Source organism: Vibrio sp. 11-4(1), assembly GCF_013048625.1.
GTDB classification, from domain to species: Bacteria; Pseudomonadota; Gammaproteobacteria; order Enterobacterales; family Vibrionaceae; genus Vibrio; species Vibrio diabolicus.
The window spans coordinates 448,857-467,416 of sequence record NZ_VHSY01000001.1 but is presented as its reverse complement, the minus strand read 5'-3'; the positions used below and the strand labels follow the sequence as shown (position 1 = coordinate 467,416).

The window sequence follows — 18,560 nt, the reverse complement described above, 5'->3', positions numbered from 1 at the left end:
AAGCCTCTAGAGATTTATAACTTTTTAGTTGTGAACCATAATTAATAGGAATACTATCATCGAGTCGAGTGAAAAAACTCGACTCGTTTTGTTTTTAGTGAGTTCTTATGTCTCAGATTTGCTTGAAAAAATTGCTTTTTATGCTGCTTGCGATGGTATTACTACCAGCGCATGTTTTTGCTGCGCAAATCGATCAGAAAGCTCATTTACCTTACTTTTCTAAGCTGCAACCATTTGTTGCGAGTATTGCTTTTGCAAATACCTCAATCGATTTTTCTGAAGTCTCAGAAGAAACGACGCAGTCTCCGATTTCTGAAAGTCACGCAAGACTTGATTCGCTAGCCCTATTTAATACTCAACGTTGGGTTTCTCACTTACGTGAAGGCCTCGATGATGAGCATGTTGACGTTGTTGGTGACCTAAACACGCCTTTCTATGCTGACGCAGGTTATGCCTACAGCCTGATGGATATCAATTGGCGTCAAAACCAGTACACTTTTTATCATTTCACAAGCGATCATCGCATTTCTGGTTGGAAAGAGACCAACGCAATGTACGTCGCACTCAATAGTCAATTTTCTGCCTAAACACCATCTATTTGCACCATTGTGCACTCTTAACACGACGATTGTATTCAACAGGGCGTAACCGTCCTGAGCATTTCATACCCTGAATTTTTTTCTGGGGGCATCTGTCGTGTGTTAAGCCTTGTTATTAAAAGCTTCACTTCGTAGTGAAGGGATGATGTTTACATGAAAAAAACAGCAAAGCAGCAAAAGAACAGAAAGCTGATGAATCACTATTCAGCTTGGAAATATGTCGTATTAATCACGACGGTCATTATCTTAACGTTAAGCGCGATTCCGACTTGGTTCGGTGAGCAACCATCGATCCAGCTAACGTTTTCAAACCAAAACAGCAGTGAAATGTCGGTGGTTCAGTTGAATCAACTACTGAAAACCAATCACATCTCAGCAGACAAAATCATCGAAAAAGATGGCAAAACAACCATTGTATTCGATGATGAAAATGCGCAAAGCAAAGCTCGTGCGTTACTAAACAATGAGCTAAATAAAGAAGACAGCATTACCTTCTCATATGTGTCTGTTGCTCCAGAGTGGCTGAATGAGATGGGCTTTAGCCCAATCAAACTCGGTCTTGACCTTCGCGGTGGGGTACAGTTCCTCTTGAATGTCGACGTAAATAAAGCATTTGAGGAGCAACGTAATGCTTTGATCGATGAGATCAAAGCAAGCCTGCGAGATCAGCGCGTGCGTGGTGTACAAATTCGTGCAGAAAGTGGTAACCGCATTGCGGTAAACAGTGAGAGTGATACCGCCCTGGCTGAAGTAAATAAATTCTTGCGTCAAAACTATCCTGGTTGGCTGGTGAAAAGCTCGTCTCGCGGTTTTGTTCTTGAGCCAAGTGAGCAGAATATTCAAGAGTTCCAATCAACGACATTGCAACAAAACTTGAAGATTATGCGTGGTCGTATTGAAGAGCTAGGTATTACGGAAGCATTAGTTCAGCGTCAGGGTAAAGACAGCATTCGTATCGAGCTCCCAGGTGTACAAGACCCAGCACAAGCGAAAAACGTTATTGGTGCCACTGCGAGTTTGGCATTCTACGAAGTGAAAGATGCAGGCCAAGCGCGAAGCGGCCAAGATCTTGTGCTGAAAGATAACGATGGCCGAACGGTTATTCTGGAGAAACGACCAGTCCTAACGGGTGAGCACATTGTTAACGCTCGTGCAGGCGTAGACAATATGGGTATGTCAGAAGTTAACATCTCGCTTGACCACGCGGGCGGTAAAAAGATGAGTGATTTCTCTGCAACGCATATTGGCAAGCCAATGGCGACGGTTTACCGCGAATACAAGACAAACGATCGTGGCGTAACAGAGCGCAGCGAGCGCGTTATCAGCGTTGCGACTATTCAATCTCAACTTGGTAGCCAATTCCGTATTACCGGCGCTGGCAGCATGGACGAAGCACAGCAGTTAGCACTATTACTTCGTGCGGGTTCGCTAACAGCCCCGGTTACTATCGTAGAGGAGCGTACTATTGGTGCTTCTTTGGGGGCTGAAAACATTGAAAATGGCTTTGCGGCACTTGCTTTGGGTATGGGTTTAACACTGACCTTTATGGCCCTTTGGTACCGCCGCTTAGGTTGGGTGGCGAACGTGGCGCTTTGTGCCAACATGCTTTGTTTGCTTGGCTTAATTGCCTTGTTACCAGGTGCGGTGCTAACGCTTCCAGGTATTGCAGGGTTGGTGTTAACCGTTGGTATGGCAGTGGACACCAACGTTATTATCTTCGAACGTATTAAGGACAAAATGCGTGAAGGCCGCAGTTTCGCTCAAGCGATTGATCTGGGCTTTGATAGCGCGTTCTCGACCATCCTTGATGCCAACATTACTACCATGATCACCGCCGTGATTTTATACGCCATCGGTAACGGTCCAATCCAAGGCTTTGCTTTAACACTCGGATTAGGTTTGTTAACCAGTATGTTTACAGGCGTATTTGCCTCTCGAGCAATGATCAATTTAATTTGGGGCCGAGATGCCCGTCGTGATGTGAGGGTTTAATCATGGTCGAAATGCTAAAACAAAATATTCGTAAAATTCGCCACTTCACTACGCTAGTTTCTATCGTTTTGACGGTGATCGCGCTTGGTGCTCTGGGCTTTAAAGGGTTGAATCTTGGCTTGGATTTCACTGGTGGTATGGTGACAGAAGTGAAAGTCGATAAGTCGTTAACCAACCACGATCTGCTTGATGCACTGCAACCAAAACTTGGTGAATCAACCTCTGTCACCCGCACAGGTGAAGATGGTCGTTGGCTTATTCGCTACTCCGCCCCAGAAGAAGGACAAACTCTGCCGAGTGTGGAAGAGGTATTAAAGCCAGTTTCACATCAAGTTGATGTCGTCAGCAACAGTATTGTTGGTGCTCAAGTTGGTCAGGATTTGTTTGATCAAGGCGGTTTAGCACTATTGATTTGTGTGCTGAGCATCCTTGGTTACTTGTGTTTCCGTTTTGAATGGCGCTTAGCGAGTGGCTCTGTATTTGCTCTGGCTCATGACGTAATTGTCGTCCTCGGCTTCTTTGCCGTTACCCAAATGGAATTCAACTTAACGGTTTTTGCTGCCGTATTGGCAATTTTAGGCTACTCGTTGAATGATTCGATCATCATTTCAGATCGAATTCGTGAGCTACTGATCGCGAAACAAAGTTGGAAAATGGAAGACATCAATGACCAGGCTGTCATCGCGACGTTCTCTAGAACGATGGTGACTTCAGGCACAACACTGATTACTGTTGGTGCACTATGGATTATGGGGGGAGCACCGCTAGCGGGTTTCTCAACAGCGATGTTTATTGGTGTGCTATCAGGTACATGGTCTTCCATTTCCATTGGTACCGTATTACCTGAGCTGTTCAAACTAGAACCGAAGCATTACTTGCCTGTTGAGATTGATACCGCGCCGTAATGCGAGGTGTTGAAGGTAAAAAGTGCTTGCGCCACTCAGTTTGAGTGGCGTTTTACTTTGTGCTATTTCACACGCATCAGGCGGTGTTTGACGTGACCTAAATCGAACTCAATGATTTGAGAGCGCTTCATCGATTCAACCAGGCGCAGCATGGATGTGTGATAACCTTTCTTTTTCATCCATTGCAATGGCTCAGAAAAGCTGTCTTCGTTTACAACGTAAGATTCGCCTTTGTGTTCTCCAGCATAAACGTTTACGACCCAAACTCGGGCCTGAAAATCTAATACTTCACTTATGTTTCGCGTAATTTTTCTTAGGATATTTTTCATCATTTCCAGCGTTGCTTTAGCTCAGTAATAGCCAAACACCAACCCCCATCATTAAAGTGCCCGCGATACGGTTCATCAGACGCACATTCTTTGATTGACCCAACACGCGTTTCAGTCCTTTGCCACCCGTGGCATACAGAGACATACAAATGAACTCAAAAAGAAGGATGATGGAGACAAGCACGATCAGCTGTGGAGCAAGAGCCGCATTTTGATCGATAAAAGGCGGCAGTAGAGAAATCATAAATGCCCAGCCTTTTGGGTTTGCGATAGCGGTAACGAAGCCTTGCATGATGAGCGCGACATTGCCACTTTTGGGTTTTTCTAAATTATCGACATTTATTGCTAACTTACCTCGAGATCGCCACATTTCTACACCAAGATAGAGTAAGTAGCCGCCACCAATAAACTTTAGTGCGATAAACATCCAAGGATAGTTGAGCATGATCGCTGCGATCCCTAGTACTGCCGAGACTGAAACCAGCGCGACACCGACGAGTTCACCAATCATCATCCATAATGTGCGGCGATAACTGATACTCATTCCTAGCGTTAAGGCGAGCGTCATGCACATTCCTGGTGTAATTGAGACAAAAAAGAAGGTAGGGATGAACATACTGAGCAATGCAAGATTCATGTTTGTTGATAACTAAGTGATTTGATAGAAGCCACAAAGATAGTGCAAATTGATAAAGGATACTATCCCCAAATATCCCCAAATAACCTCAAGGTGCTAGGTTCAGCGAGAATGACTTGGCTCACAGGCACGGCAACGATTTGAAGATCTAGTGGTTCTAAATCAAAAATCGTTAACAAAGGCTGTGGGATAAGGAAACTCGCCCTGCGGAGCATGTCACTGACACGATTTCTGCATCTTGACGTCATTTGGGTATAACATCAATTTACTGGGTTAAAGAATCTAGATGATTGCTTTAGGAGATGGCACTATCGAATATTGCACCGTACCGGTACTTCAATAGATAAAAAGTGATTCGATACGTTAAATGCTAGTTAATTGATGTTATTTGGATATTTAAAATAAAACTGAAATTATTTTTTAATTGCTGCGTCATAATAGTGCGAACTGCACCAAAATGAGACGTTTTCTTCTATTTTTTACATTCTAAATATACCAGTTTTCATAAGTAAAACTATAAATATAAAATTAAGGTTATACTGTCAGTAATATCATTTAAGTTAGTAATTAAATGATATTACTGACAATTGCTTATATTGATATTTGAATTATTATTCTAATCGTATTTATAGATAACAACTCTGAGCATGAGAGTAGTATCTGAAATCATGAGATGATGTAACGTCCACTGTTCGGTATGTAACTTATTGATAAATAATGATTAAATTTATGTTCTGATAAGCTTGTGTTTAACTTTATTTTATTTAAAACAATGACTTATAAATAGTTAACCATTTTATAACATTTCATGTTTAATGAGATCTAAATCAATCTTATGCAAATGGATTAGTTTTTTATTTGAAATGTAATATTTCTGGTTTAACTTAAAATAAAAGGCATCACAGGATTGATAGCCAAAAGAATAAATAAACACGTCAGTTGGTGATTTATTTCATCAGTGTATTTAGTTTGCTTTTTTAAATGCCGTTAAGAATGGAGTCTTCGATGAAGAAAGTCGCTTTGATCACCGGATCAAAAGGCGGAATTGGTTCTGCTATTTCCTCTCAATTAGTGAATGATGGTTACCGTGTAATCGCTACGTATTTCACAGGCAACTATGAATGTGCGTTGGAGTGGTTCAACAGTAAAGGGTTTACCAAAGATCAGGTTCGCCTTTTTGAGTTGGACGTAACAAACACTGCAGAGTGTGCAGCAAAGTTAGCGCAATTACTTGAGGAAGAAGGGACCATTGATGTCGTTATCAACAACGCAGGTATCACACGTGATGGCGTGTTTAAAAAGATGACTGCGCAAGCTTGGAATGACGTCATTAATACCAACCTCAATAGTCTATTCAACGTTACGCAACCTCTGTTCGCTGCTATGTGCGAAAAAGGCGGTGGTCGTGTTATTAACATCTCTTCAGTCAATGGCCTAAAAGGGCAGTTTGGTCAAGCAAACTACTCGGCGGCGAAAGCTGGGATGATAGGTTTCTCTAAAGCGTTGGCGTATGAAGGTGCTCGTTCGGGTGTGACAGTAAATGTTATTGCGCCAGGTTACACTGGTACACCAATGGTTGAGCAAATGAAGCCAGAAGTATTGGAATCCATCACGAATCAAATCCCAATGAAACGCCTTGCTACACCAGAAGAAATTGCAGCATCAGTCAGCTTCTTGGTCAGCGATGCAGGAGCCTATATCACCGGTGAGACTTTGTCGGTGAACGGCGGCCTATACATGCACTAAGGAGATAAGATGATGGAAAAAGTGTTTATCGTAGCAGCGAAGCGCACTCCAATTGGCGCCTTTGGTGGCAGTCTGAAAAATACCTCTGCTGGCAATTTGGCAGCAGTAGCGATTAAGGGCGCATTGGAAGCGGCGAAGTTGAATGCCGACAAGATTGACGAAGTCATTGTTGGCAACGTTGTCGGCGCAGGTCAAGGCATGGGAGTCGGTCGTCAGGCGGCATTGTTCGCTGGGATTCCGGACGCGGTTCCTGCGTATGGCGTAAACATGGTTTGTGGCAGTGGCATGAAAACGGTCATGGATGCAGTTTCACATATCCGTAGTGGCGATACAGAGATTGTTGTTGCAGCAGGTGTTGAGGTCATGTCTCAGATACCGTTTGCCGCGCCAAGTAGTATTCGTGATGGCAACAAAATGGGCAACCTAGAGCTGAAAGACCTGCTCGTAGCGGACGGTTTAACCGACGTTTACAACCAATATCACATGGGTGTGACGGCAGAAAACGTTGCAAAAGAAATCGGCCTAACCCGTCAACAGCAAGACGAGTATGCGCTGTCTAGCCAACAGAAAGCGGTGGCGGCAATCGAAGCGGGTAAATTCAAAGACGAAATTGTGCCCGTAGAAGTAAAGCAACGCCGTGAAACGGTGCTATTCGATACCGACGAATACCCAAAGGCTAATGCGACTATGGAAGCGTTAAGCAAGCTGCGCCCTGCTTTTGACCGTGAAGGCACTGTGACTGCGGGGAATGCATCAGGTATTAACGATGGTGCGAGTGCAATTATCGTCGCGTCTGAGAGCGCAGTTAAAGCGCATGGACTCACGCCTATTGCTGAGATCGTAAGCTATGCGCAATCGGGGCTTGATCCGAAAATCATGGGTCTAGGTCCAGTGGAGTCAGTCAATAAAGCATTAGCAAAAGCAGAATTAACGGTAAACGACATTGACGTTTACGAGTTAAACGAAGCATTTGCCGCGCAAGCACTTGGCGTGATTCATCAGTTGGCGGAAACCAACCAAGTTCCCGTTAACGCGATTCAAGATAAAGCGAACTTTAATGGTGGTGCTATCGCGCTAGGTCACCCACTTGGTGCATCGGGCAACCGAATCTTAGTGACGCTTGTTCACGAGCTTCATAAGCAAAATGGTCAATATGGTGTCGCATCACTTTGTGTGGGTGGCGGCATGGGGACGGCTGTGGTTATAAAAGCAGTTAAGTAATTATTTAAACGGACATTTTTAATTCTTTCTCTAGGAGATAAACCATGTACACAGATTTCTTCAAAACCTTTAGCGATCAAACTGAAAAAAATCTAGAACCTTACTTGAAGTTCAACAAGCTAGTGACAAAAAACGTAGAAGTGTTGACTGAGCTTCAACTGAACGCAATTCGTACTTACAGCGAAGTGGGTCTGAACCAAATGAAAGCGGCATCAGAAATCAAAGACGTAACGTCATTGACTGCTTTCAACAGCCAGCAACTAAGCGTTCTTACTAAGCTTTCTCAACAAATGATGGACGACAGCAACAAGCTTCAAGCTATTGCAAAAGAGTTCAAAGAAGACGTTGAGAAAATGACTTCGGAAAATCTAAAGACTGTTACTCCAGCGTAATTTGTCCGATTCTCGCCGCCTTAGGGTCTCTAGACCCTAATTTGGGCGGCGTTGTTTTTTCCGAATATAGGAGTAAGACTATGTTTCAGCACTTCTTTTCGGACTATCTTGTACAGCTTCAACAAACCAATCAACAGTGGTGGCATGATTTCGAAGTGAACAAGGCAGTCGTGAACTCTCCTTTAAATAAGGCCATGCAAGAAGTGAACTTGGAAGACACTGCCAAACTCTTCGAACAAGCTGTAAATCAACCTGCTGCGATCTTAAAACTGCAAGCAGAATGGTGGGAACAGCAGCTACAAATTTGGCAGAATGTCGCGTTGGCGGGTAACCAAAAACAGGTCATTGAAGCAGAAAAAGGGGACAAGCGTTTTTCTAATGAAGCGTGGCAAAATGAGGTGATGTATAGCTTCATTAAGCAATCCTACCTGTTATTCAGCAAGACTTATTTAGATACAATTGAGTCACTCGAAGGTTTGGATGAAAAATCTAAAGAGCGAATACTTTTCTTTTCCCGTCAAGCCATCAATGCACTTTCCCCTTCGAATTTCATCGCGACGAATCCAGAACTCTTGAAACTGACACTTGAGCAAAACGGTCAAAACCTTCTGGCTGGCTTAGAGCAGTTAAAAGAAGACGTTGAGTCCAGCGCGGACATTTTGAAAATTCGTATGACGAATAACAATGCATTCCGCGTGGGTGATGACGTTGCGACCACTCCGGGCGATGTGGTTTTTCAAAACGAATTGTTTGAGTTGATTCAATATCGACCTCTAACAGAGAAAGTGAATGCGACGCCACTGCTCATCGTTCCGCCTTTCATTAATAAATACTACATCCTTGACTTAACAGCGAAGAACTCAATGGTTCGATGGTTGCTAGAGCAGGGACATAGCGTATTTATGATGTCTTGGCGTAACCCAGGCAAGGCACAAGCGCATGTAGAGTTTGGTGACTATGTGACAGAAGGCGTCGTCAAAGCCGTCGCCGCAATTGAAGATATAACGGGCCAAGAGCAAATCAACGCGGCTGGTTACTGTATTGGTGGTACGGTTCTGGCGAGCACGGTTGCGTACTATGCGGCAAAACGTATGAAGAAGCGTATTAAATCAGCGACTTTCTTCACCACATTGCTCGACTTTTCTCAGCCAGGCGAAGTTGGCGCGTACATCAATGACACCATTGTTAGTGCAATTGAGGCGCAAAACAACGCAAAAGGGTATATGGACGGTCGTTCATTAAGCGTCACATTCAGCTTACTGCGCGAAAATAGCTTGTACTGGAACTACTATGTCGACAACTACTTAAAGGGCAACAGCCCAGTCGATTTTGACTTGTTGTACTGGAACAGTGACAGCACCAACGTGAGTGCTGCCTCCCATAACTTCTTGCTTCGTGAGCTCTATTTAGAGAATAAGCTAGTGCAAGACAAAGGCGTCAAAATTGGTGGGGTATGGATTGATCTAAATAAGATCAAAATTCCTAGCTATTTTGTATCAACGAAAGAAGACCATATAGCGTTATGGCAGGGAACTTATCGTGGTGCCCTAAACACTGGTGGCAACAAAACGTTTGTTCTCGGTGAGTCGGGTCATATTGCGGGTATCGTGAACCCTCCAGCGAAAAATAAGTATGGCTATTGGTTGAACGATACTTTGGATGATTCGGCTGACGAGTGGTTGAATAATGCCGAGCACAAAGAGGGCTCGTGGTGGACACATTGGAATGAATGGCTACTTCAATTCAGTCCTAAAGAGCAAGTCGAACCATTCCCTATTGGCTCGGAAGATCACCCAGCAATCGATGAAGCTCCAGGGCAATACGTCAAGCAGGTTCTGCCAGTAAAAGAATCTTAAACAACTCCCTATAGCAGTAAATTTTAGCGACCTTTATGGTCGCTTTTTTTGGTCGTTACTGGCTACCTTATTATACCGATTGAATATATGTATCGATTGAGGAAACTCTGGGGTCGAAAGTGACGGTGAATAAAAAAGCGCCGAGTAGATACTCAGCGCTTAGTGTCAACAAATAGGCAAGTTGACGGGTAGAGGTGCGTTACGTTACACCTCTTTATCCTTACCAAATGACAGCAGCCAGAGAGAGATTGCTGCTACTGCCACAAAGCCGGAAAGAATAATCACAGGCATGGCGCTATAGCCAAGGATATGCCAAATTACAGATTCTAAAGTACTCATGGGAAGTCTCCTTAGTGCCAGCCTTCAACGCCGCTCATGTCCGGTAGTTTGTGCGCGATGCCTTTGTGACAATCTACGCAGGTTTTCTCTCCAGAAGCTAGCGCAGTAGAGTGCTGCTCCGCTGCTCGTGAGCCTTGTTGAGAGTAATCCATGTAATCAAACTCGTGACAGTTACGACACTCAAGAGAGTCATTCTTTTTCATTCGCGCCCACTCTCGCTCAGCAAGGTGTCCTCGACGCTCTTGGAACTTCTCTGGTGTATCGATAGTACGCAGAACATAGTGAGCGAATAGCTCTTTGGATGCTTGTACTTTACGAACGATCTTATCTGTCCATTCATGAGGAACGTGACAGTCTGAGCAGATGGCACGAACACCAGAACGGTTAGAATAGTGAATTGTTTCTTGAATTTCAGCAACGATTGGTGCGTGACAGCCAGAACAGAACTCTTCTGTGTTGGTTGCCTCCATACCTGTGTTGAATGCGCCCCAAAATAAAAGACCGCCAGCAAAACCTAAGAACAAAACCACACCAGCGGCAGCTTTACTTGGGTTCTTCAGTCTTTTCCAAAACGCTTTAAGTATTTTCATAAATAACCTCTTCGTACTCGCGTTTCAATTACTGAAGCGAATCAACTGCCTCGAACTTGTTTTCAACTAGTGGCTTAGCATTAGTTTGTGGCACGTGGCATTGCAAACAGAAGTAACGACGAGGAGACATATCCGCCAATACAGCATCTTCTCGGTTTACATAGTGCGTTACGCTAATTTTAGTCGCGCCTGACTCTTTTGCATTTTTCCAGCTGTGGCACGCAAGACACTTGTTAGCATTTAACGATACTTCGTAGTGACGGATGCTGTGTGGGATCAACGGTGGTTGATAAACAAAGCTATCTTCAACAATCTGGTCTTTAGGGAAGTCTTTGAACTCATCTGCAGGGCGTGTGTCTTCCAATTGAGACATTCCACGTAGAGACTCTAGACCGCCAATACCACCTGGATTATCTAACTCAGCTTGCGCAATGCCTGTCACTAAAGCACCTACAGATAAAAGTGCGACAAGTAATTTTTTCATCATTTCATCTCCGCCTTTATGGCTTAAATTCTTTATTAGGCCGCCATAGTGACGGCCGTAGCATTCGGTATCTGAAGGTTAAGCAATCTTAGTGATTTTGACTGGACACTTCTTAAAGTCTGTCTGTTTAGACAGTGGGTCAGTCGCATCTAGGATGAGCTTATTAATCAAAATACGTGCATCAAAGAACGGTACGAATACCAAACCTTTTGGCGGACGGTTACGACCGCGAGTTTCAACACGAACGCGTACTTCGCCGCGTTTGTTTGCCATGAGTACTTCTTCACCACGACGAACGTTACGCGCTTTTGCGTCTTCAGGGTGCATGTAACACACTGCGTCTGGTACTGCTTTGTATAGCTCAGGTACACGACGAGTCATGGTGCCTGTGTGCCAATGTTCAAGAACACGACCAGTACATAGCCACATATCAAACTCATCGTTTGGCACCTCTGGTGGCGCTTCATATGGTGCAGAGATAATCTTCGCTTTGCCGTCAGAATTGCCGTAGAAGTCCCAACCAGAACCTTCTTTTGCGTATGGATCAGAACCTTCTTTAAAGCGCCATTGTGTTTCCTTACCATCAACAACTGGCCAACGTAGACCACGCACTTCATGGTAACGGTCGTATGGTGCTAAATCATGCCCGTGACCACGGCCAAACGTTGCGTATTCCTCAAACAGACCTTTTTGAACATAGAAACCGAAGTGGTGGGCATCGTCATTCAATTCGCGAGCTTCTTCGATAGGGAACTTGTCGACATTACCATTGCGGTATAGTACGTCGTACATGGTTTTACCACGGTACTGAGGCGCTTTCGCTAGCAGCTCTTCAGGCCACACTTCTTCCATTTTGAAGCGTTTCGAGAACTCCATTAGCTGCCACAGGTCAGATTTTGCCTGACCGACCGTGCCCACTTGTTGGTACCAAGCTTGAGTACGACGCTCTGCGTTACCGTAAGCACCTTCTTTTTCAATCCACATTGCGGTAGGAAGAATAAGGTCTGCTGCTTGTGCTGTTGCTGTCGGGTATGGGTCAGACACGACGATGAAGTTTTCTGGGTTGCGGTAACCTGGAAGACGTTCTGTGTTGATGTTTGGACCTGCTTGCATGTTGTTGTTACATTGAACCCAGTAACAGTTCAGAACGCCGTCATTCAGCATACGGTCTTGCAATACGGCGTGGAAGCCAGGTTTTGGTGGAATCGTCCCTTCTGGCAGTTTCCAGATGTCTTCCGCAATCTTACGGTGTTTAGGGTTAGCAACCACCATGTCTGCAGGTAGACGGTGAGCGAAAGTACCAACCTCACGAGCCGTACCACACGCAGATGGTTGACCCGTTAGTGAGAATGGGCTGTTACCCGGAGTCGAGATCTTACCGGTTAGTAGGTGGATGTTGTAAACCAAGTTATTCATCCACACGCCACGAGTATGTTGGTTCATACCCATTGTCCAAAGTGACATTACTTTTGTATTTGGATTGGCGTATTGCTTCGCAAGCTCGATAAGCTTCTCTTTTTCAACACCAGAGATTTCAGAGGCTTTCTCAGCGGTGTAAGGTGCAACAGACTTTTTGTACTCTTCGAAAGAGATAGACGTTAGCTTGCCTGAGTTAGGATTCTTCGCTGCTTTTTGTAGCGGATCATCGTCACGTAGGCCGTAACCGATGTCGGTATCTGCTTGAGTGAAGTTGGTGTGCTTGTTTACGAAGTCCCAGTTTACCGCATCGTTTTCGATGATGTAGTTCGCGATAAAGTTAGCAATCGCTAGGTCAGACTGTGGATTAAAAATGTAGCCGTGATCTGCCAACTCAAATGAACGGTGGTAGTAAGTAGAAAGCACGTTCACTTTAACGTGAGGGTGACTCAGGCGACGGTCAGTAATACGAGTCCATAGAACAGGGTGCATCTCTGCCATGTTCGAGCCCCATAGAACGAATGCGTCTGCGTTCTCAAAGTCATCGTAACACCCCATCGGCTCATCAATACCGAATGCGCGCATAAAGCCAACTACAGCAGAAGCCATACAGTGACGCGCGTTTGGATCAATGTTGTTTGAACGGAAGCCCGCTTTCATTAGCTTTGACGCAGCGTAGCCTTCCATTACGGTCCATTGGCCTGAGCCAAACATACCTACGCTTGTTGGACCTTTTTTCTCGAGGGAAGCTTTCCATTTCTCAGCCATGATGTCGAAAGCGTCATCCCAAGAGATAGGTGTAAATTCACCGTCTTTGTGGAATTTGCCATCTTTCATTCTCAGCATCGGCTGAGTCAGACGGTCTTGACCGTACATGATCTTAGAAAGGAAGTAGCCTTTAATACAGTTTAGGCCTTTGTTTACTGGTGCTTCTGGGTCACCCTGTGTTGCTACCACTTTGCCATTTTGCGTACCAACAAGAACAGAACAGCCTGTACCACAGAAACGACAAGGTGCTTTGTCCCATGTGATTTTGGTTTGATCAGAGCTTGCAATCAGGTTGGCTGCAGATGCTGGTAGTGTCACACCTGCGACAGCAGCAGCTGATGCAGCCGCGTTTGCTTTCACAAACGCACGTCTTGTCATTTTCATACTTCACCCTCGATTTGGGAATGTTGTGTTCCAGTGTCTTCTTCATCCGTTTCTTCAAGCCCAGTTTCGATTTGGTGATAAACCAATACCGTGCTCAAGACATTCGGTAAATTGTTGATGGCATCGATAGTGTCTGTGATAAAACCTTGGTTTTCGGTTTCAAGCACGACGATAATCTTGCCTTCTGGACTGTCACCATAGATTTCCGCATTTTCATGTGCTTCGATCTGTTGTTTGATTTCGTCCAGATGTTCTGGCAGTACGTGTACTACCAAACTTGAAATATGCACTTCATTTAGTGACATATAGCTCTCTCATTTATTGCCTTTGGCCGACGACATACGGCTTAGGCTGTTATATTGCTCACATTGATGGATGAAGTCGGGCACACTGAAACACAGGCGCCGCAGCCGTTACACTCATCAAGGTCTAAATTGGGTTGTGCTACTTTCCCCAGCTCTAATTTGAACTGAATTGCCATTGGGTCGCACATATCCCCACAGCTTCGGCATTCGACATTTTGTTTTGCTAAGCAGCTATCGTTGATGCTTGCTTTCGCTTGCCAAGGTTGCTCTGTTTTTGGCAAGAAAAGGGGCTCAGGACAGGCGTCTGCACACTGATAACAAAATGTGCATTCATCAATAGAAAAATCGACCGAAGGGAATCCGCCATCACTTTTAGTTATAATCTTTGTTTCGCAGGCCTCAATGCATTTACCGCAGCGAGTGCAATCGTCCGTAAACTGTTCTGGCTTGGTTAACCAAGGCAAACGTACGGCGTTGTCGGGGTGCGCTTTTCTTGCAAAGAGTCTTCTTCTGGAAAGGTCTACCACTTAGTCACCTCGAAACTTGGAACCCAAACTAAGCATAGTCCACAATTTTCATTAATAAACTGTCATTTAAACTAACGAAATTGTAGTTTTTGACATATTTGTATAAATACCTCTTAGGAGGTAAATAGGATGCAATATTGTTTTGGATCAATAAATTCCGTCGCAGGTGATCACATATTGATAAAGTTGAAAGGTAATGGGTTCATTGCACGTACAAATAGGGTTGTTAATGGGCGAGGAACTCAGATTGTTTAAAAATGTGAAAAAGTCAGTGACGCGCACGATTGCGTCCGCGATGCTTCTTATTTTGCTGCTTTCAGTTGCTACGACTGGTTTTGCAATTTTTACGTTAGCGTCAAGCTTGAATGATGCAGAAGCCGTCAATGTTGCTGGCTCAATGCGAATGCAAAGTTATCGTTTGGCACATGATATTCAGATTAAATCTGTTGATTACTCTTCACATATTGACGCATTTGAACATTCGATATATTCACCTTCCATGAAAGCACTCCAGCACTGGTCAGTGCCAGAAGACATTACTCATGATTACTACCGTCTTATTATGAGATGGCATGAGCTCAAGTCGGTGCTGAGAGGAGACAACCCGGCGGAGTACCAACTCCTAGTGGCTGGTTTTGTAAAGCAGATCGATGAGTTTGTATTTAAGCTGCAAAGCTTTTCGGAGCAAAAGCTGATTAACTTAGCTTGGATTGGCGGGTTAGGGTTAGGCGGTATCCTTTGTGTCAGTATGTTTGTTGTCCATTTTGTGCGCCTCGAAGTTGTACGGCCTTTGCGTGCTTTAGTTTTTGCTAGCGAGCAAATTAAGAATCGCTCATTTAATATATCGCTTGATGTATCCAGCGATAATGAAATGGGGATCCTGACTCGAACCTTTAATCGGATGGCGACGGACCTTGGTAAGTTATACCGAGGGCTAGAACAAGCGGTTGATGAAAAAACGCGTAAATTACAGCATGCGAATCAGTCTTTAGAAGTATTGTATGACTCGTCGAAAGAGTTAACGGCTTCGCGTATTAATCAGGATAACTTCCAAGCCATATTACAACATATTGCAAGTCTTGAAGGCATTAAAGCGGTCAAACTTGAAATAGAGCAATTGGGAGAACCGAGTTGGATATTAATGGAGGGGGAAGAGTGCTGCCACGACTGTGATGAAGATTGCCACAGTAAGGCTCTAACGTTGGACGGTGAACACTTAGGCTATTTGTATTGGAAGGCAGGGTTACCTTGTCCGAATGAGGCACTGATTGACAACTTTGTGCAGATTTTATCGCGTGCCGTGTATTACAATCGAGCCCAACGCCAAGCAGAACAAATCCTACTGATGGAAGAGCGAGCCACCATTGCTCGGGAACTGCATGATTCATTAGCTCAAGCACTCTCTTATTTAAAAATTCAGGTCGCTTTATTAAAGAGAAGCGTAAAGAATTTGCCTGATGAAAAAGCGATAGCTCAGGCGAATCAAGTCATTGCCGAGTTGGATACGGGCTTATCTGCTGCTTATACCCAACTACGCGAGTTACTGACGACGTTTCGTCTTACGATTAAAGAAGGCAGTTTTGGCCAAGCATTGCAAGATATGGTCGAAACGCTCAACGAACAAACCGTCGCTGACATTACGTTAAAAAATAGACTTTCTTCAACTGAACTGGATGCACACCAGCAGGTTCATTTACTACAGTTGATAAGAGAAGCGGCAATTAATGCCATCAAGCATGCGCAAGCAGATAATATTCACATTCAATGTCTTGATAATGATGGAAAAGTCACAGTAACCGTTACCGATGATGGAATAGGCTTTGAACATCAAGACGAAAAATTAAATCATTACGGTATGAGTATCATGCAAGAGCGAGCCGCTAGGCTGCATGCCGATCTTCATATTGAAGCATCGATCAACAAAGGCTGTACCGTAAAACTAGAATTCCAACATAGTAAGGAAGTAAACAGTGACAGTGTGTAAAGTAATGCTGGTGGATGATCATCCACTCATGCGACGAGGTATTCATCAACTTTTAAGCTTTGAGCCTGAGTTTGAAGTCGTTGCAGAAGCAAGTAATGGCGCAGATGCGGTAGCGAAAGCGCATGAGCTGGAACTGGATCTTGTACTTCTTGATCTCAATATGAAAGGCATGTCAGGCCTCGATACCTTACAAGCGCTACGTGCTGATGGTTGTGAAGCTCGAATTGTTATCTTAACCGTATCGGATAGTCCTGCTGACATAGAAGCAATAGTTCGAAGTGGCGCAGATGGCTATTTATTGAAAGATACTGAGCCTGATGAGCTGGTTGAGTTGCTAAAACAAGCGCATCAAGGTGACAAAGCTTACAGCCAAGAAGTTTCTAAGTATTTGAGTGAGCGTTCAGGACAAGAGGACGTTTTTGATACGCTGACGGATCGCGAAACGCAGATCTTAAGAGAGGTGGCAAGAGGTTTCCGCAACAAGCAGATTGCCGATCGTCTTTTTATTTCTGAATCAACGGTTAAAGTGCATATGAAGAGTTTACTTAAAAAGCTTCAAGTTCCTTCTCGTACTGCGGCAACCGTTCTTTATCTTGAGCGCTTTGGCGACATCAAATAATACAGTTGAAGAACAATCCCAAACCACCAATGGAATCAATCGTTTAGCGTGATTTTAATAATAAAAAAACCGCCTTAAAGGCGGTTTTTTTATTTGTCTGGGCGAATAGAGTACAAGTCACTGTTGTGCTTACCGCACTCTAAATAGTACTGATAAGCCACTTTTTTGCTTTCAGCAATGACTCTCATGCAGTGCATTTTCCCCTGTTCAAAATATCGAATCTCATATTCTACACTGGTATCAAGTTGCTCAGCGGCTGCCATACTTCGCCTCCATAAACCATCCAAAAAACATCCATGCAAATTATATGCCGTTATAGGGAGCGTCGTTCGGTGTGTTTTTTAGCCGATAATTGCGCTCTAACTCACTTTTTTGCGGATAGTTGTGATCAAAAAGTTAATTTCAAACTCTATATATTATTAAGGTGGCAATCAATATTTGTCACACTGGTGTAAGTTTGCCGCAATATTAAGTGATACAAGTTGAGTATAGAACTTAATCAATAGAAAAGGGAATACGAATAAGTGACTAAATTACAGGGTGTATCTAATAAGGTGCTTGGTTATGGCCTTCTATTTTGTTTCGTATTTCTTCTTGCCGGATGTACGAAGAAGTTTCTATACAGCAATATCGATTGGTTCGTTATCGATTACATAGAGGATTATGTTTCTCTGCAAGGTGAACAAGAAGTCTTGGTCGAAGAACGCTTATTATTGTTAGCAGAATGGCATAAGAAAGAAGAGTTACCGTTATATATCGATCATTTAAAAGAGCTTGAGAGATTAAAAGCGAGCGATATAACCCTAAATTATTTGCGGGAAAATCGAGATAGAATGCGAGCGCATTACGATAGAGTGGTAAGCAAAGCGGCACCAGACCTTTTTGCTTTGAGTTTACAGTTAACGAAAGATCAAGAACGGGAATTTCTGAGTAATGTACAAGAGCATTATCAAGAGCGAAACGCAAAATATGCGGATAAAACGGAAGATGAAATACGTGAAATTATTCTAGATAACACAGAAGAATGGATGGAAGAGTGGTTGGGAAGCCTATCAGAAAGTCAGCGCCAATTAGCTCAAACGTTTTCTCAACAAGTCACTCTTAACAGTCCTTTATGGAGAGGTTATCGAGCTACGATATATCAAGAGCTCGAATATCTGTTCGACAACAAGTCCAATGCTGTCACTTATCAGGATATATTTATGCGCCTGTTGTTCGAGCCAGAGAGCTATTACAGTGAGCAGCTTTCTAAAAATATTGATTCTAACTTTGTGCTGGTCGATCAACTGACATTAGATATTTCTCAATCTATGACCGATAAACAATGGCTTCATTTTCGCGGTAAGGTAAAAGAGTGGCGAGTACTAGCTGAGGAATTATTAGATTAGATTCATGCTTCAATTGACGAGGGGATGTGCCGTAGCCTTTCTTATGAAAAAATGATTCAAAGCAAATTCTTATTGAGCT

General features: G+C 43.8%; 19 protein-coding genes. 10 read left to right on the top strand and 9 right to left on the bottom strand.

From position 1 onward, the window contains the following. The first annotated feature begins 107 nt into the window (after window positions 1-107). From FKN16_RS01845 to secF, 3 genes are all read left to right on the top strand, one after another. A complete protein-coding gene (locus FKN16_RS01845; RefSeq protein ID WP_170901873.1) occupies window positions 108-587 on the top strand; it encodes a hypothetical protein in 480 nt (159 codons plus the stop codon). Between the two features lie 165 nt (window positions 588-752). Further along, window positions 753-2,591 (top strand): protein translocase subunit SecD, encoded by a 1,839-nt coding sequence (secD, locus tag FKN16_RS01840; protein ID WP_170901872.1) that lies wholly within the window; start codon window positions 753-755, stop codon window positions 2,589-2,591. 2 nt (window positions 2,592-2,593) lie between these two features. Further along, window positions 2,594-3,496, top strand: a complete 903-nt coding sequence (gene secF, locus FKN16_RS01835; protein ID WP_005397711.1) for a protein translocase subunit SecF — start codon at window positions 2,594-2,596, stop codon at window positions 3,494-3,496. A gap of 62 nt (window positions 3,497-3,558) precedes the next feature. Here the strand turns inward: secF and FKN16_RS01830 are convergent, their stop codons facing one another. Beyond that, complete coding sequence (locus FKN16_RS01830; RefSeq protein WP_012842361.1) at window positions 3,559-3,825, bottom strand: hypothetical protein; 267 nt, start codon at window positions 3,823-3,825, stop codon at window positions 3,559-3,561. Between the two features lie 16 nt (window positions 3,826-3,841). Continuing rightward, window positions 3,842-4,462 (bottom strand): LysE family translocator, encoded by a 621-nt coding sequence (locus FKN16_RS01825; protein ID WP_170901871.1) that lies wholly within the window; start codon window positions 4,460-4,462, stop codon window positions 3,842-3,844. Between the two features lie 1,005 nt (window positions 4,463-5,467). On the opposite strand from FKN16_RS01825, the gene FKN16_RS01820 reads away from it, so the two are divergent. From FKN16_RS01820 to phaC, 4 genes are all read left to right on the top strand, one after another. Then, window positions 5,468-6,208 carry an SDR family oxidoreductase gene (locus tag FKN16_RS01820; protein ID WP_005398281.1) on the top strand — a complete coding sequence of 247 codons (741 nt, stop codon included), beginning with the start codon at window positions 5,468-5,470 and terminating at the stop codon, window positions 6,206-6,208. Window positions 6,209-6,220: 12 nt separating this feature from the next. Then, window positions 6,221-7,429: an acetyl-CoA C-acetyltransferase gene (locus FKN16_RS01815; protein WP_074190703.1), complete on the top strand. Its 1,209-nt coding sequence runs from the start codon at window positions 6,221-6,223 to the stop codon at window positions 7,427-7,429. A gap of 44 nt (window positions 7,430-7,473) precedes the next feature. Further along, window positions 7,474-7,821 carry a phasin family protein gene (locus FKN16_RS01810; RefSeq protein ID WP_005398278.1) on the top strand — a complete coding sequence of 116 codons (348 nt, stop codon included), beginning with the start codon at window positions 7,474-7,476 and terminating at the stop codon, window positions 7,819-7,821. Window positions 7,822-7,901: 80 nt separating this feature from the next. After that, window positions 7,902-9,677 carry a class I poly(R)-hydroxyalkanoic acid synthase gene (phaC, locus tag FKN16_RS01805; protein WP_170901870.1) on the top strand — a complete coding sequence of 592 codons (1,776 nt, stop codon included), beginning with the start codon at window positions 7,902-7,904 and terminating at the stop codon, window positions 9,675-9,677. 204 nt (window positions 9,678-9,881) lie between these two features. Here the strand turns inward: phaC and FKN16_RS01800 are convergent, their stop codons facing one another. From FKN16_RS01800 to napF, 6 genes are all read right to left on the bottom strand, one after another. After that, entirely contained in the window at window positions 9,882-10,016 is a 135-nt protein-coding gene (locus FKN16_RS01800) for a TIGR02808 family protein (RefSeq protein ID WP_005373546.1), read from the bottom strand. A gap of 11 nt (window positions 10,017-10,027) precedes the next feature. After that, entirely contained in the window at window positions 10,028-10,606 is a 579-nt protein-coding gene (locus tag FKN16_RS01795) for a NapC/NirT family cytochrome c (RefSeq protein WP_005398274.1), read from the bottom strand. A gap of 28 nt (window positions 10,607-10,634) precedes the next feature. After that, entirely contained in the window at window positions 10,635-11,090 is a 456-nt protein-coding gene (locus tag FKN16_RS01790) for a nitrate reductase cytochrome c-type subunit (RefSeq protein WP_031780699.1), read from the bottom strand. 78 nt (window positions 11,091-11,168) lie between these two features. Then, on the bottom strand, window positions 11,169-13,658 hold the full coding sequence (gene napA / locus FKN16_RS01785; RefSeq protein WP_170901869.1) for a periplasmic nitrate reductase subunit alpha: 2,490 nt from the start codon (window positions 13,656-13,658) through the stop codon (window positions 11,169-11,171). Continuing rightward, window positions 13,655-13,963 carry a chaperone NapD gene (locus FKN16_RS01780; RefSeq protein WP_005398456.1) on the bottom strand — a complete coding sequence of 103 codons (309 nt, stop codon included), beginning with the start codon at window positions 13,961-13,963 and terminating at the stop codon, window positions 13,655-13,657. Before FKN16_RS01780 ends, napA begins: the two co-directional genes overlap by 4 nt. 41 nt (window positions 13,964-14,004) lie before the next feature. Next, a complete protein-coding gene (napF, locus tag FKN16_RS01775; RefSeq protein WP_005398455.1) occupies window positions 14,005-14,490 on the bottom strand; it encodes a ferredoxin-type protein NapF in 486 nt (161 codons plus the stop codon). 247 nt (window positions 14,491-14,737) lie between these two features. Between napF and narQ the strand changes: the two genes are divergently transcribed. Together narQ and FKN16_RS01765 are read left to right on the top strand one after the other, a co-directional pair. Beyond that, complete coding sequence (gene narQ / locus FKN16_RS01770; protein WP_048625157.1) at window positions 14,738-16,474, top strand: nitrate/nitrite two-component system sensor histidine kinase NarQ; 1,737 nt, start codon at window positions 14,738-14,740, stop codon at window positions 16,472-16,474. After that, the gene (locus FKN16_RS01765; RefSeq protein WP_005398453.1) at window positions 16,461-17,093 is read left to right on the top strand and encodes a response regulator; all 633 of its coding nucleotides are present in this window, start codon (window positions 16,461-16,463) and stop codon (window positions 17,091-17,093) included. The genes narQ and FKN16_RS01765 overlap by 14 nt, the downstream gene beginning before the upstream one ends. An 89-nt stretch (window positions 17,094-17,182) precedes the next feature. Here the strand turns inward: FKN16_RS01765 and FKN16_RS01760 are convergent, their stop codons facing one another. Then, window positions 17,183-17,356: a hypothetical protein gene (locus FKN16_RS01760; protein WP_005373524.1), complete on the bottom strand. Its 174-nt coding sequence runs from the start codon at window positions 17,354-17,356 to the stop codon at window positions 17,183-17,185. A gap of 261 nt (window positions 17,357-17,617) precedes the next feature. On the opposite strand from FKN16_RS01760, the gene FKN16_RS01755 reads away from it, so the two are divergent. After that, window positions 17,618-18,481, top strand: coding sequence for a DUF6279 family lipoprotein (locus tag FKN16_RS01755; protein WP_170901868.1), 864 nt, complete (start codon window positions 17,618-17,620; stop codon window positions 18,479-18,481). The last annotated feature ends 79 nt before the right edge of the window (window positions 18,482-18,560 follow it).